The sequence below is a fragment of the Streptomyces sp. NPDC028331 genome, assembly GCF_055565775.1.
On the sequence record NZ_JBVHTR010000014.1, the window covers coordinates 1 to 13,939 of the forward strand.

Here is a 13,939-nt window from a genome sequence, read left to right on the forward strand (position 1 = left end):
CTCCCCCCCCCCCCCCCCCCCAACCCCCCCCCCCCCCCCCCCCCCTTCCCTCCCCCCCCCCCCCCCCCTCCCCCCCCCCCTACCCCCCCCCCCCCCCCCCCCCCCCACCCCCCCCCCCCCCCCCCCTCCCCCCTCCCCCCCCTCCCCCCCCCCCCCCCCCCCCGCAGTCGGGCTTCCCGCTGGGCTACGGAGTGGGGGGTGTCCGGGAAGCTCCTTCAGCCGGTTGCGGGTTCGGCGCGGCGGTCTGCGGGGCGGGCGGCGTCGTGGCGCGGGAGCGGACCAGGGAGGCGGCCGCGGCGGCCAGGGACATGGCGATGGCGAGGGAGAAGACGACGACGAGGCCGTCGTGGAACGGCTGCGAGATCAGGTGGGGGAAGAACTCGCGTCCTGTCAGGTGCGCGGCCGCGCTCGGAGAGAGGTGGCCGAGGATCGTCGGCCCGAGCAGGTGCTGGATCGGGTTGTAGCCGAGGAAGGCGGCGAACAGGACGCCCACCGGCGGCAGTCCGGCGACGGTGTGGGCGGCACCCGCCGGGACGCCCTGGGCGGTGAGCCCCGCGGTGAGCGTGTGCGGCAGGGAACCGGAGAGTCCGGCCACCATGAGCGAGAAGAACACGCCCATGGACAGCACCATGCCCGCGTTCTGGAAGGTGGCGCGCATGCCGGAGGCGGCACCGCGGGCGTGGGCCGGCACGCTCGACATGATGACCGAGGTGTTCGGGGCGGCGAACAGGCCGCCGCCGAGGCCGTTGAGCAGGATCAGCACGGCGAAGATCCCGTAGGAGAAGTCGCTCGGCAGGAGGAGCAGCCCGGCGAACGACACGGCCATCACCAGGAACCCGGCGGCGGCGAACAGACGCGCGCCGAACTTGTCGGACAGTGCTCCGGAGACCGGTCCTGCGAGCAGGAAACCGACGGTCAGCGGCAGCATGTAGATGCCGGCCCACAGAGGGGTGTCGGCGTAGTCGTAGCCGTGCAGGGGCAGCCAGATGCCCTGCAGCCAGATGATGAGCATGAACTGCAGTCCGCCGCGGGCGATGGCGCCGAGCAGGGTGGCCGCGTTGCCGCCCGCGAAGGCGGCGTTGCGGAACAGGCGCAGCGGGAACATCGGCTCGGCGACCTTCATCTCCACGACGCAGAAGACGGCGAGCAGGGCCGCACCGCCGCCGAGGCCTGCCAGCACCCAGGGGTTGGTCCAGCCCATGGTGTGGCCGCCGTAGGGCTGGATGCCGTAGGTGATGCCCACGAGCAGGGCGGTCAGCCCGGCGGCGAAGGTGATGTTGCCCCACCAGTCCATCCGCCCCGGCCTGCGGATCCCGGCCTCGTGCAGTGACTTGTACGCCCAGAACGTGCCGATCAGTCCGATGGGTACGTTCACCCAGAAGACGGAGCGCCAGTTCCACGTCACGAGCGCTCCGCCCAGGACCAGGCCGAGGAACGACCCGGCGATGCCCGCCACCATGTTCACGCCCAGGGCCATCCCGCGCTGGCGGGCGGGGAAGGCGTCGGTGAGGATGGCCGCCGAGTTCGCCATCAGCATCGAGCCGCCGACGGCCTGCACGATGCGCCAGCCGATCAGCCACAGCGCCCCGTCCCCGCCGTGGAAGGGGTCCAGGGACAGCACCACCGAGGTGAGCGTGAATATCAGGAAGCCGGCGTTGTAGATGCGGACGCGGCCCATCATGTCGCCGAGCCGGCCCAGGGCGACCACCAGCACCGCCGTGACGAGCATGTAGCCCATGAGCATCCACAGCAGGTAGCTGACGTTGGCGGGCTGGAGGGGGTCGAGCCGGATGCCGGTGAAGATGCCGGGCAGGGAGATGAGCACGATGGAGCTGTTGATCGTGGCGAGCAGCATGCCCACGGTGGTGTTGGTCAGCGCGACCCATTTGTAGCGGGGGTGGTCCACGCCGATCCACGTCCTGCGCTCGCGCCGCTGCTCGGGGGCGGCGACGGCGGGTGTGTGACGGGTTTCGTCAGTGGTCATCGCGTGCTCCCGGTGGGCTGCTGTTCGGGCAGGGGGCGCGGCTGCGTGACGTGCTCGAGCATCCGCTGCACGAGCGGCAGGGCCGTGCGCAGCGCGCCTGCCAGCGCCTGCTGTTCCTCCTCGGAGAGGCGGGCCAGCAGGTCGGCCAGGCGGGCGTCCCGTGCCCGCCTGCGCTCGGCGAGCAGGGCGCGCCCGGCGTCCGTGATGGCGACGAGCGTGACCCGCCCGTCGCCCGGATCCTCGATGCGCTCCACCAGCGCTTGGCGTTCCAGGCGCTGCACCAGCTGGGTCATCGAGGGCTGGGCGACGCTCTCCGCCGCCGCCAGCGCGGTCAGCCGGACCGGGCCCTCCCGCTCCAGCCGGGCGAGCGTGGACGCCGTGGTGAAACTCATGTCCCGCCGGTCGGTCAGCGTTCTGACGACGGCGGAGGCGACTTCTGCCAGCGCCCGCGCGGTTTCGCGCGGGTCGTCTCCGGTGTGGGGCTGCTCCATGCCTTCCAAATATCACGCGCCTATATAGGCGACCTATAGAAATTCGGCAAAGGATCCCGCCGGGGCAGCCCGGCGGGCGAGTCGAGCTGCGGTGGGACGCCGGTCGGCCCCGGCCGGGCGCCAACCGGTCGGGGCCGGGCGAACAGCGCGGCGACGGAGGGCGGTCTCCCACGTGTCAGTGGCCGGCGGTGGCCTTCCAGTCGACCAACTGGACGATCACACCGTTGGGGTCACGGACCTGGAAAGCGCGCTCGCCCCACTCCTCCTCGGTCAGCGGCATGGTGACCGTGACCCCCTCGGCGCGCAGGCGCGCCAGTTCCCCTTCGAGGTCGTCGACGACGAAGGCGAGGATGAGGCCGGCGGCGTGCTCGTCGCGCTGGTCCGCCGGGAGGGTGTCCAGCCCCCTCCGCAGGAAGACGACGTTCATGCCCACGTCGTCCCGCGTCAGGGACGCGAACCCGTCCGCGGCCATCTCCTCCCGGAACCCGAAGTGGGTGCGGAGAAAGGCGCTGGACGCCCGTTCGTCGTCGACGTTGAGTGACACGGCACTGGCAGTGACCTTCATGGAGGCTCCTACGTCCCGAAGTTTTCCCTGTACGACTCTGTACGCCGTACAATGTACAGCGTACAGAGATTCGGTGCGAGAGGATTGCCCTCGTGCCTACGGACCGAACCAGCGCGGGCGACCCGGCCCGCACCCTCCAACTGCTGTGGCGCCACTCGGCGCCCGACCGCGGGCGCGGACCGCGACGCGGGCTGAGCATCGACGCGGTGGTCGAGGCGGCCACCGCCATCGCCGACGCCGAAGGCCTGGACGCGGTGACCATGCGCCGCGTGGCCCAGGAACTCGGCGTGGTGCCGATGACGCTGTACACCTACGTCCCGGGCAAGGCCGAGCTCCTCGACCTGATGCTCGACGCCGCCTACGCCCGCATGCCCCGGACGGACACGACGGGACAGCCCTGGCGCCGGCGCGTCACCGCCATCGCCGACGAGAACAAGGCACTCTTCGAACGCCACCCGTGGGCCGCGGCCGTCTCCACCGCCAGGCCCCCGTTGGGGCCGGGGCTGATGGAGAAGTACGAGCACGAGCTGTCCGCTTTCGAGGGCCTCGGCCTCAGCGACGTCCACATGGACGACTGCCTCACCTACCTGCTCACCTTCGTACAGGCATGCGCCCGCGCCGCCGCCGACGCCCGGGCCGCCCGGCACGACAGCGCCATGAACGACGAACAGTGGTGGCAGGTCAACGCCCCGCTCCTCGCCCGGGTCCTCGACGCGGACGCCTTCCCCACGGCCGTCCGCGTCGGCACGGCGGCGGGCACGGCGCACGGCAGCGCCTACGACCCCGACCACGCCTACGTCTTCGGCCTGCAACGCACCCTCGACGCCTTCGCCTCCCTGATCGACGAGAGCCGCGACGCGAACGCACCCACCTCGACGTAGGAGGTGGCCGGCTCGCAGTGGGCCGGGCGGGGCGATGTCCGGTGCGGGCGGGTCGCCGCACCGGACCGATCAGGATTCGAGAAGCGCCGGTCACGTCGGCGCACCTAGTCTTGGCCGCCGGGCCGGCGGACGTCGTCGCGACCGCGCCGACGGAGGAGGGCCGGACGTTAGGCTCAAAGCCGCTCGGACCGAGCCAGGCGACGCCCACGAAGACCGCGAAGGCGGCCCCGCGCAACGGATGGAGACACCATGAGCATGGCCACGAACACGGACCCGCAGTCGCCTGCGCCGCACGTCGCCGACAGCCACGACCTGATCCGTGTGCACGGGGCGCGCGAGAACAACCTCAAGGACGTCAGCGTCGAGATCCCCAAGCGCCGGCTGACGGTGTTCACCGGCGTGTCCGGCTCGGGCAAGAGCTCACTGGTGTTCGACACGATCGCCGCGGAGTCGCAGCGGCTGATCAACGAGACGTACAGCGCCTTCGTGCAGGGCTTCATGCCGACGCTGGCCCGGCCCGAGGTCGACGTACTGGACGGGCTGACCACCGCGATCATCGTCGACCAGCAGCGGATGGGGGCCGACCCCCGCTCCACGGTCGGCACCGCCACCGATGCCAACGCGATGCTGCGCATCCTGTTCAGCCGGCTCGGGCAGCCGCACATCGGCTCGCCGCAGGCGTTCTCGTTCAACGTCGCCTCCGTCAGCGGGGCGGGTGCGGTCACCCTCGAACGCGGCGGCAAGACCGTGAAGGAGCGGCGCGACTTCAAGATCACCGGCGGCATGTGCCCGCAGTGCGAAGGCAGGGGCACGGTCACCGACATCGACCTCACCCAGCTCTACGACGAGGGCAAGTCGCTCGCCGAGGGCGCCATCACCGTCCCCGGCTACAACGCGGGCGGATGGAACATGCGGCTCTACAAGGAGTCGGGCCTCCTCGACCCGGACAAGCCGATCCGCGACTACACCGAGGCCGAGCTGCACGACTTCCTCCACCACGAGCCGACCAGGATGAAGATCGCCGGCATCAACATGACGTACGAGGGGCTGGTCCTGCGGGTCCGGAAGTCCTTCCTCGCCAAGGACCGGGAGGCGCTGCAGCCGCACATCCGGGCGTTCGTGGACCGGGCGGTCACCTTCACGACCTGCCCCGACTGCGACGGCACCCGGCTGAGCGCGGCGGCCCGGTCGTCGAAGATCAAGGGCATCAGCATCGCCGACGCCTGCGCCATGCAGATCAGCGACCTGGCCCAATGGGTGCGCGGCCTCGACGAGCCGTCGGTGGCCCCGCTGCTCGCGAAGTTGCAGCACACACTCGACTCGTTCGCGGAGATCGGCCTCGGTTACCTCTCGCTCGACCGGCCGTCGGGCACCCTGTCGGGCGGCGAGGCGCAGCGCGTGAAGATGATCCGTCACCTCGGCTCCTCACTCACCGACGTCACCTACGTCTTCGACGAGCCCACCACGGGTCTGCACCCCCACGACATCCAGCGGATGAACAACCTGCTGCTGCGGCTGCGGGACAAGGGCAACACGGTGCTCGTCGTGGAGCACAAGCCGGAGGTGATCCGGGTCGCCGACCACGTCATCGACCTCGGCCCCGGCGCCGGCACGGCGGGAGGCACCGTCTGCTTCGAGGGCACCGTCGAGGGGCTGCGGGCCAGCGGCACCATCACCGGGCGCCACTTCGACGACCGGGCCGCGCTCAAGGAGACGGTGCGCAGGCCCACCGGCACGTTGGAGGTGCGCGGCGCGACGACGCACAACCTGCGGGGCGTCGACGTCGACATACCGCTCGGGGTGCTGGTCGTGGTCACCGGCGTCGCCGGCTCCGGCAAGAGCTCGCTCGTCCACGGGTCGATCCCCGCGGGCGCCGGCGTGGTGTCCATCGACCAGGGTGCGATCCGCGGCTCCCGGCGAAGCAACCCGGCGACGTACACGGGACTCCTCGACCCGATCCGCAAGGCGTTCGCGAAGGCCGGCGGTGTGAAGCCGGCGTTGTTCAGCGCCAACTCCGAGGGCGCCTGCCCCACCTGCAACGGCGCGGGCGTCATCTACACCGACCTGGCGATGATGGCCGGCGTCGCCACCACCTGCGAGGAATGCGACGGCAAGCGGTTCCAGGCCTCGGTGCTGGAGTACCACCTCGGCGGCCGCGACATCAGCGAGGTGCTGGCGATGTCGGTGTCGGAGGCGGAGGAGTTCTTCGGCGCGGGCGAAGCGCGCACGCCGGCCGCGCACGCCATCCTCCGCCGGCTGGCCGACGTCGGGCTCGGCTACCTCACCCTCGGCCAGCCCCTCACCACGCTGTCCGGCGGCGAGCGGCAACGGCTCAAGCTGGCCACGCACATGGCCGACAAGGGCGGCGTCTACGTCCTCGACGAGCCGACCGCCGGGCTCCACCTCGCCGACGTCGAGCAGTTGCTCGGCCTGCTCGACCGGCTCGTCGACTCCGGCAAGTCGGTCATCGTCGTCGAGCACCACCAGGCGGTCATGGCCCACGCCGACTGGATCATCGACCTCGGCCCCGGCGCGGGCCACGACGGCGGCAGGATCGTCTTCGAGGGCACGCCCGCCGACCTCGTCACCGCCCGCTCCACCCTCACCGGGCGGCACCTGGCGGAGTACGTCGGCGCCTGACCGACCGCGGCCGAGGTATCAGCGTTCCCGCCTCGGCCGCCTCCCTTGCCCCAAGGCGCAGTCGACCAGCCGAGAAGGGGATGCCGAACCGACGAGCGACGGCACCATACGCACTTCCGTCGTCACACAACGCAAGGGAAAATGCGCGGACTGTCACGCCAACACAACCGGTCATAAAAAGAGGTAGAAACGGGCGCAATCGGGCGTAAAACGGTCTAAGCTGGACATTGCGCCAGCCAAGGTGCACTGCATGACCGCCTTGACGCCAGGAGAGCCGAATGATCCATGGAGCGAATGCAGCTCCTGATCCAAACCCCCGCGCCGACGCCGCTTTGGCCGCACGTTGCGAAGTGTGCAATGGCTGGGGAAGCGTGATCACCTACTCGGGGCGCCACGAACTGTGCTCCACCTGCCAGCTCGACGCCGATCAAGAGGACCACTACGGCAGCAACACGTACCAGTCCAGGCGCAACGGCTGACCGGACGGGGAGCACGGGGCGCACTAGACGTGCTCCCCGTCGGTGAACTCGCCCGGCCCTCCCCGTTGTCACCGCCCCCTGCCGCAGCTCCAGTCCGTCGGCCGCAGCCACGCCTCGCTCGACGCACGCGGCCGAGCACCGGCCTAACGACCCAGGGACCGACCCGAATCAAGGGGTTTCACCCAATTGCGTTGGCGATATGATGGCCGTGTGGCGACGGGAGCACAGCTCCCTGGCCCCGAAGGGTCCGAGCCGTCAACCAGGCCTTCCTGGCCGGCTGCTTGAACGGCCTCGGCAGCGACAAGACCACAGCGGTCCTCCCCCCGCGGCCCGACGCGTGCAGCGTCGAACTCCTCGCGGACGGTATGGGTCAAGGCCCCTCGGAACCGGACCCGCCTGCGGGCGGTGTGCCGCGGCGGAGGAGCCGCGGACCAGGAGCTCCTGCGGCCGATGTCGCGGGGATGCTCGCCGTCCGGCCGGTGGCCCGGCGCCCGGCCCCGGGCTGCGGAAGCTCCCCCCACACGTGCTCACCGGAGCATCCCATGACTGCCAGGGGTTACACGCACCGAACTCCGACTTCCGCGGAACCGCGGTACGCCGCGACGCCGCGGTCATTCGCCTCCGACTGGGGGCTCCTGCTGATCAGGCTGACCTTCGGACTGCTGATGGCCGGGCACGGCGCTCAGAAGCTGTTCGGTCTTTTCGGAGGCAAGGGCCTGACCGCGACCGGTAACGGGTTCGCGGCCCTCGGATACCACCCGGGAAAGGTATTCGCCCTGGTCTGCGGCCTGTCCGAATTCCTCGGCGGCCTCGGACTGGCTCTGGGGCTGCTCACACCGCTCGCCGCCGCCGCCATCATCGGCGTGATGATCAACGCCATGGCAACGGTGACCGGCGCACACGGCCTGTGGGCGACCAGCGGCGGCGTGGAGTACGGCGTCTGCATCGCCGTTGTCGCTCTGGCCGTCGCCACCATCGGCCCCGGTCGGCTCGCCGTCGACCGGTTCTTCCGTTGGGGTGCGGGCGGCTGGGCCGAGGGTGCCCTCGCCCTGGGCCTCGGCGGAATCGCCGCGGCCGTCGCACTCAGTCTCTGAACTCCCGGGAGACGGCCGTCACCTGCGACCGGTGAGCGGCACTGGAAGCCGCGGTTCGGTGCGCGGGTGGCGGGTCTCCGGCTCCGCCCGTGCGGGGCTTGACGCCTGGCGGGCCGCGGAAAGACCACGTGTCATTGGTGAAACCGCTGGTGACAGGGCCGGTCAGGAGGAGCGGCTGCCGCCCACCGCGTCGACGATCATGGACGGCCGACTGGTTTCCGGGCCAGTTCGTAGGCGAAGCCGACCGTTTCCACGAGGCCGTCGTCGCCTCCGTAGCGGCCGAGTGCCGCCGTGAGGTCGGCGTCGAACTCAGCGGCGTGCTCCGCGAGCACCGCGGGCGGCAGGAACGACGTCGACCGGATGTGCCCGGCGAGTTCGTCAACCGTCCAGTGGTGCTCGGCAGCGAACTCATGTCGCCCGGCGGGCTCGAAGCCGGCACGGGACAGTACGTCGCGGTCCGGGTCCTGCTGCCGTGGCTTGTCCCAGCCGGGCGGAACGCGGTCGGTCGCACCGAGCGCTTCACGCCACCTGTGCAACACGTCGTCGAGCGCCCGCTGCCAGTCCCTCGGGCCCACCCACGGGGAGGTCGACCAGCACAGCGCAAGACAGCCACCGGGCTCCAGCCAGGCGTGGGACCGCTCCGCGACCAGGGCGCGGTGCAGTCGATGGAAGGCGTTGCCGATGACGATCAGTTCGAAACCGCCCGGCTCCGCCCGCAGGTCCTCGGCGCTCGACGTGACGGCCCGGACATGGGCTGCACCGGCGGCGACCGCCTTGGCGCGAACCACCTCGGTCATGTCGGGTTCGGCGTCCACGGCCCATACGTCCGCGAACCAGCCGCGCAACGGGAACGCGAGCTGGCCCGTGCCGGAAGCGAGGTCGAGCAGGCGTCCGCTCCCCGACGGGGCAGTCCGGCGGACAAGGTCGGTGATCATCGCGTCCGGGTAGGGCAGCCGGAACCGGTCGTAGTACACGGCGGTGCCCCGGTACAGGCCTGGCTCGAAACTCACCTCGTCGGTCATGCGACCACCTTCCAGCCGGGCGGACCGAAGGCCGGCCGGCAGCCGGCCCACTTCTGCATCGGCCAACGGTTGCTCGGGTGTCGGCCCGGGGGAACGCACACTGTACGCGGCACAGGTAGGGAGGGGTCAGTTCCGTCTGTCCGCCGGGGAGGCGGCAGCCCGCTCTCCCTGTGCGTCTGCGTGCGCGAGCCGTTCGACGAGGAGCATCGCCGCGTCGTCCGCCAGGCGGCCCCCGGTATGGCGGATCAGCCCCTGGTGCAGCCGGTCCAGGAACTCGGACGGGGTGCACGGGTGCACCGCCTCCATGGCCTCGTGCAGGGAGAAGTAGACGCCGTCGGGGCTGCGGGCTTCGATCACTCCGTCGGTGTGCAGCAGCAGACGGTCACCCGGCTCGAACGGATAGCTCTCCACCTTGGCAGGGGGACCGGCGACGAAATCCTCCAGGCCCAGGGGAGGCAGGGGTGAAGTGGGCATCAGGGCCTCGACCTTGCCGTTGCGCAGCACCAGGGGCGGCGGGTGCCCTCGATTGACCACCTGGACCACGTGTCCGTCGGGCACCTGGGCCACGACCGCCGTCACGAAGTCCTCGGCCTGGTCTTCCCCATGGCCTTGGCCGACGGTGCTCGGCCCGGCGCGTTCGAGCGCGGCGGCACAGTGGTTCATCACCTCCGCCAGGTCGGCGTCGTAGTGCGCGGCCTCCCGGAACGCGCCCAGGACCGCGGCGGCCAGGCGCACGGCGGGCAGCCCCTTGCCACGGACGTCCCCCACGATCATCCGGACCCCGTACCGGGTGTGCACGGCCTCGTACAGGTCGCCCCCGATCTGTGCCCCCGTCTCGGCCGCACGGTACAGGCTGGCCAGCTGCACCGCACCCAGCCGGGTCGGCACCGGCTGCAGGACCACTCGCTGCGCCGCCATGGCGACCCGTCGCACCTGGTCGAGCTCGCTCTGCGCGCGCATGCGCATGGCGTTGCTCATGGTGATGCTGGCCACTGACACCACGAGGAGGGACAGGAGGTTGCTGTAGGCCTGACCGGCCCAGCTCTGGTGGAGGGTGGCGGTGATCGCGGTGACGGCGAAAGCGGCGGCGGCTGCCGAAAGGGTGCCTTTCGGCCCCATCGTCAGCGAGGCCACGGCCGGCATCGCGGCGAGGATGGGTCCGGTCACCACAGCGTGTGCGGGCGAGAGCTCGATGCCCAGGGCGAGCAAGATGATCACGAACGGCACGCACTGCGCGAGTCTGAGGAGGACCCGGCTGTGACCGTCCGCTCCTGGTGGGTCGGATGAGCTCAGCAGCGACCGCATGGCTACAGCCTGCCTCGCCGAGGTCGCGTGCTCCACTCAGGGCGCACGTCGCCCTCAACGCAGGCTCATCGTGTCCACGTTCGGGACCACACCATGGGGAGCGGCCGCCGGGACCTGGTGTACCGCTTCAGGGAGCGCCTTGTACGGGGCTGCGAACCCCTCACCCCGGTGACCGGTCGCATGCCTGGTGCCGTCCTTGAGTGTCCGGTACGTCGCTCCGGTCATCGCGGACGACAGCTTCGCCCTGTGGATGGCCCGGCATCGATTCAGCAGGTGCCGTGGACGGGAGCGGAGAGCCCTTCACCGAGTGCCGCGATCGCGGCGGGCCCGTGGCCTGCGGCGAGCAGTGGGGTGCGGACGTCGCGGTCGAGATCGGGGAGGAAGCCGAGCAGGACGTCGGCCGGTCCCTCGATCCGCAGGCGGCCCAGCGCGGCGGGCAGCAGCAGGCTCTCGGCCCGGGCGAGTCGCTCCCGTCCGCCGGGGGTGGCGACGGTGACGGGCGGTCCCGCGTTGCTGAGGATCAGCCCGCCGGTGAACTCGTGTACCAGGGGCGCGGCGGTGCCGACCCGCCACCGCTCCAGGGCGAAGTGGGGACCGGCGCACAGCACGGTGCGCTCCACGCCGTCGTCCACCGGCACGCTCAGACCGGACTGGAAGTCGGGGCGCGGCTCGGGTCGCCACTCCTCCAGAAGCCGCTCCAGATTGGTGTGCCACTCCTGGTCGGTGATCGGCGAGCCGTCCTCCATCCGGTGCCGCATGGCGTGCTGCTGGATGTCGGAGGTCTGCTCGATCTCGTAGACGAGGGTGCCGGGGCCGAAGCTGTGCAGGGTCCCGCCGGGGACGTAGAGGGTCTGTCCGGCGCGTACCGGCAGGCGGCGCAGGACCGCGTCGAAGTCCTGCGCGAGGAGGGCGCGGTGGAGCCGGTCGCGGTCGACGCCGGGTTTGACGCCGACGAGGGCGGTGGCGCCGGGGGCGGCTTCCAGAACGTGCCAGGCCTCGGTCTTGCCGTTGGGCTGGTCCTCGAGGCGGCGGGCGGTCTCGTCGTCGGCGTGCAGATGGACCGGGAGCGGCCCGGTGGCATCGATGAACTTCGTCAGAACGGGGAAGCGCTCACCGTGCCGGCCCGGGCCGACCAGTTCCTCCGGGTGCTCCCGGACGAGTTGTCGCAGGGTGTGCCCGGCCAGCGGTCCCTCGGTCACCACCGCGCCCTCGCCGTCGACGTCGCTGACCTCCCAGGTCTCGGCGACCGGACCGTCGGGCAGCCCCGCACGGCCCCATCGGTCGGCCAGGACGCGGCCGCCGAAGACATGCTGTTTGACCGGGGCGGTCAGCCGCAGCGGGTACCAGTCCACGAGGTCCGCCTCCTCAGAGGATGGGCTGTCCGCCGGTGACGGCGACCCGGGCGCCGGAGACGTACGAGCCCTCGTCGGAGGCGAGCAGGACGTAGACCGGCGCGACCTCGGCCGGCTGGCCGGGGCGGCTCAGCGGCACCTGCGAGCCGAAGTTCTCGACCTGCTCCGGCGGCATGGTCGCGGGGATCAGCGGCGTCCAGATCGGCCCGGGTGCCACGCTGTTGGCGCGGATCCCCCGCTCACCGAGCATCTGCGCCATGGCGCCGACCATGTTGGCGATGCCCGCCTTGGTGACGTCGTAGGGCATCAGGGCGGGCGGGGGCATGTCGGAGTTGACCGAGGTGGTGGCGATGATCGACGATCCCGGCCGCATGTGCGGCACCGCCGCCTTGGCCAGGTGGAACAGCGCGCTGAGGTTGATCGCCAGAGTGCGGTCCCACTCCTCGTCGGGGATCTCCTCCAGCGATCCGTGGGTCATCTGGAACGCCGCGTTGCTCACCAGCACGTCGATCCTGCCGAACGCCTCCACGGCCCGGCCGACCACCTCGCGGCAGTGCGCCGGTTCGGCGAGGTCTCCCGGAACCAGCACCGCCTTGCGGCCGGCGCCCTCCACCCAGTGCGCGGTGTCGCGGGCGTCCTCTTCCTCCTCGGGCAGGTAGGAGATCAGCACGTCCGCGCCCTCCCGGGAGAACGCGATGGCCACCGCCTTGCCGATGCCGCTGTCGCCGCCTGTGATCACCGCGGCCTTCCCGGCCAGTCGGTCCGACCCCCGGTAGCTGTGCTCTCCGTGGTCGGGCCTGGGCCGCATCTCCGCTTCGGTCCCGGGGGGCTGCTGCTGCTGCGCGGGTTGCGTCATGGAACAACACATCCTTGACCTGTGGGGCGAATGAGGCGGGAACGGGGCGACGCAGCCCCGAACTCCGGGAACGGCTACCCGGGAACATTCGGGAGAAACAGCTCATATCGCCTGACGTGCTCGCCGGCGGTCGTGCCGTCTGGCGTTCAGTCGCGGCTCGGCCGGCTTCCCGGTCGCCGGACCCGGGCGTGCAGGACCAGGGCCAGCAGTCCGCCGAGGGTGGTGTCGACCGCCCGGTAGAGGGCGGAGTCACCCGGTGGCGCGGCCACCACCTGCAGGAACAGCAGGACGTACCCGGCGATGCAGGCGCAGAACAGCCCGTAGTTCACCGGCTGCAGCGTGAATGCGCCCCACAGCAGTACCGCCACCGCCGCCACCAGGCCCGCTCCCCGCAGCGGGACGGCGTCGGCCACGACGCCCACCACCAGTACCCCGACCAGCGTGCCGGCCCAGCGGTCCACACCTCGGCTTGCGGTGGTGACCCAGACCGGTTTGAGGACGTTCAGCAACGTCAGGGTGATCCAGTAACCGCGCTGGCCCGGCAGCAGCCATTCGGCGGCCGCCTGCGCGAGCGCCAGCCCCAGGGCGAGCCGGAAGGCGTGCCAGCGGGCCAGCGGATCCGGATGCGTGAGCGCCCGGCCGGTCGACCGCAGCACCTCCCGGATCGGCGGCCGGTCCGGGTGCGGGTCGGCGCGCCGGTGTCCTGACGGCGACCATGCCCGCAGGACGGCCCGCAGAGCGGCCCTGCGCAGCAGCAGGCCCAGCGCGAGCTGGGCGAGGCCGCCGATCACGATGCCCGCGGCCAGCAGTGCCGCGGTGCCGGCCGGCTGCGGCGACCGGCCCAGCGTCACGAATCCCACCATGGCCTGCACGCCCATCGTGGAGGCCGCCTGCCCGGTGCGGGCGAGCAGTCCCGCGACCGCCCCGAGGAGGGCGAGCACGACGATCGAGACGGCTGGGGCGCGCGCCGTGACCATGCCCAGGAAAGCGGCGGTGGCGAGCGCGGTGAGCGACACGCACATGGCCGCGCGCGGACGGGACAGCCCGGCGGTGGTGCCCACCGCCCCGGCGTTGACCGCTCCCGCGGCGACGATCATGCCGGGGCGCGGACCCCACAGGGCCGTTGCGGCGGCGAGCACGGCACCGGCCCCGAGGGCGTAGCGCAGCCCTGCCCCCGGCGTCGCCCGGGACCAGTTCATGTCCCGGGCACGCCCCACCACCTCGGCGAGCCGCCACCGGCTTCCCCTCACCACGGCCGTCCTCCGGCTCA

At 71.6% G+C, this 13,939-nt stretch carries 11 protein-coding genes; 3 read left to right on the forward strand and 8 right to left on the reverse strand.

Going from position 1 to position 13,939, the window contains the following annotated elements; all coding sequences use genetic code 11:
* Nucleotides 1-184: 184 nt before the first annotated feature.
* The 3 genes from ACZ4SW_RS21045 to ACZ4SW_RS21055 all read right to left on the reverse strand — a co-directional run bounded on the left by ACZ4SW_RS21045 (nucleotide 185) and on the right by ACZ4SW_RS21055 (nucleotide 3,040).
* Entirely contained in the window at nucleotides 185-1,984 is a 1,800-nt protein-coding gene (locus ACZ4SW_RS21045; RefSeq protein WP_468245874.1) for an MFS transporter, read from the reverse strand.
* The gene (locus ACZ4SW_RS21050; protein WP_468245881.1) at nucleotides 1,981-2,475 is read right to left on the reverse strand and encodes a MarR family winged helix-turn-helix transcriptional regulator; all 495 of its coding nucleotides are present in this window, start codon (nucleotides 2,473-2,475) and stop codon (nucleotides 1,981-1,983) included. The genes ACZ4SW_RS21045 and ACZ4SW_RS21050 overlap by 4 nt, the downstream gene beginning before the upstream one ends.
* A 175-nt stretch (nucleotides 2,476-2,650) precedes the next feature.
* The gene (locus ACZ4SW_RS21055) at nucleotides 2,651-3,040 is read right to left on the reverse strand and encodes a VOC family protein (protein ID WP_468245887.1); all 390 of its coding nucleotides are present in this window, start codon (nucleotides 3,038-3,040) and stop codon (nucleotides 2,651-2,653) included.
* Between the two features lie 92 nt (nucleotides 3,041-3,132).
* Between ACZ4SW_RS21055 and ACZ4SW_RS21060 the strand changes: the two genes are divergently transcribed.
* From ACZ4SW_RS21060 to ACZ4SW_RS21070, 3 genes are all read left to right on the forward strand, one after another.
* Nucleotides 3,133-3,921 (forward strand): TetR/AcrR family transcriptional regulator, encoded by a 789-nt coding sequence (locus ACZ4SW_RS21060; RefSeq protein WP_468245892.1) that lies wholly within the window; start codon nucleotides 3,133-3,135, stop codon nucleotides 3,919-3,921.
* A gap of 249 nt (nucleotides 3,922-4,170) precedes the next feature.
* Nucleotides 4,171-6,561, forward strand: a complete 2,391-nt coding sequence (locus tag ACZ4SW_RS21065) for an ATP-binding cassette domain-containing protein (protein WP_468245899.1) — start codon at nucleotides 4,171-4,173, stop codon at nucleotides 6,559-6,561.
* A gap of 1,021 nt (nucleotides 6,562-7,582) precedes the next feature.
* Entirely contained in the window at nucleotides 7,583-8,134 is a 552-nt protein-coding gene (locus ACZ4SW_RS21070; protein WP_468245904.1) for a DoxX family protein, read from the forward strand.
* 197 nt (nucleotides 8,135-8,331) lie between these two features.
* On the opposite strand, the gene ACZ4SW_RS21075 is transcribed toward ACZ4SW_RS21070, so the two are convergent.
* From ACZ4SW_RS21075 to ACZ4SW_RS21095, 5 genes are all read right to left on the reverse strand, one after another.
* Nucleotides 8,332-9,156 carry a class I SAM-dependent methyltransferase gene (locus ACZ4SW_RS21075; RefSeq protein ID WP_468245909.1) on the reverse strand — a complete coding sequence of 275 codons (825 nt, stop codon included), beginning with the start codon at nucleotides 9,154-9,156 and terminating at the stop codon, nucleotides 8,332-8,334.
* A gap of 126 nt (nucleotides 9,157-9,282) precedes the next feature.
* Nucleotides 9,283-10,374 carry a PP2C family protein-serine/threonine phosphatase gene (locus ACZ4SW_RS21080; protein WP_468245915.1) on the reverse strand — a complete coding sequence of 364 codons (1,092 nt, stop codon included), beginning with the start codon at nucleotides 10,372-10,374 and terminating at the stop codon, nucleotides 9,283-9,285.
* A gap of 353 nt (nucleotides 10,375-10,727) precedes the next feature.
* Nucleotides 10,728-11,813, reverse strand: coding sequence for a type I phosphomannose isomerase catalytic subunit (locus ACZ4SW_RS21085; protein WP_468245920.1), 1,086 nt, complete (start codon nucleotides 11,811-11,813; stop codon nucleotides 10,728-10,730).
* A 13-nt stretch (nucleotides 11,814-11,826) separates the two neighbouring features.
* Nucleotides 11,827-12,669, reverse strand: a complete 843-nt coding sequence (locus ACZ4SW_RS21090) for an SDR family oxidoreductase (RefSeq protein WP_468245924.1) — start codon at nucleotides 12,667-12,669, stop codon at nucleotides 11,827-11,829.
* Nucleotides 12,670-12,815: 146 nt separating this feature from the next.
* Nucleotides 12,816-13,919, reverse strand: a complete 1,104-nt coding sequence (locus ACZ4SW_RS21095) for an FUSC family protein (RefSeq protein WP_468245929.1) — start codon at nucleotides 13,917-13,919, stop codon at nucleotides 12,816-12,818.
* Nucleotides 13,920-13,939 lie beyond the last annotated feature (20 nt).

Coding starts and splice junctions, on each gene's coding strand:
- ACZ4SW_RS21045 (WP_468245874.1), bottom strand. CDS start 1,984: ATGACCACTGACGAAACCCGTCACACACCCGCCGTCGCCGCCCCCGAG.
- ACZ4SW_RS21065 (WP_468245899.1), top strand. CDS start 4,171: ATGAGCATGGCCACGAACACGGACCCGCAGTCGCCTGCGCCGCACGTC.
- ACZ4SW_RS21055 (WP_468245887.1), bottom strand. CDS start 3,040: ATGAAGGTCACTGCCAGTGCCGTGTCACTCAACGTCGACGACGAACGG.
- ACZ4SW_RS21090 (WP_468245924.1), bottom strand. CDS start 12,669: ATGACGCAACCCGCGCAGCAGCAGCAGCCCCCCGGGACCGAAGCGGAG.
- ACZ4SW_RS21050 (WP_468245881.1), bottom strand. CDS start 2,475: ATGGAGCAGCCCCACACCGGAGACGACCCGCGCGAAACCGCGCGGGCG.
- ACZ4SW_RS21075 (WP_468245909.1), bottom strand. CDS start 9,156: ATGACCGACGAGGTGAGTTTCGAGCCAGGCCTGTACCGGGGCACCGCC.
- ACZ4SW_RS21070 (WP_468245904.1), top strand. CDS start 7,583: ATGACTGCCAGGGGTTACACGCACCGAACTCCGACTTCCGCGGAACCG.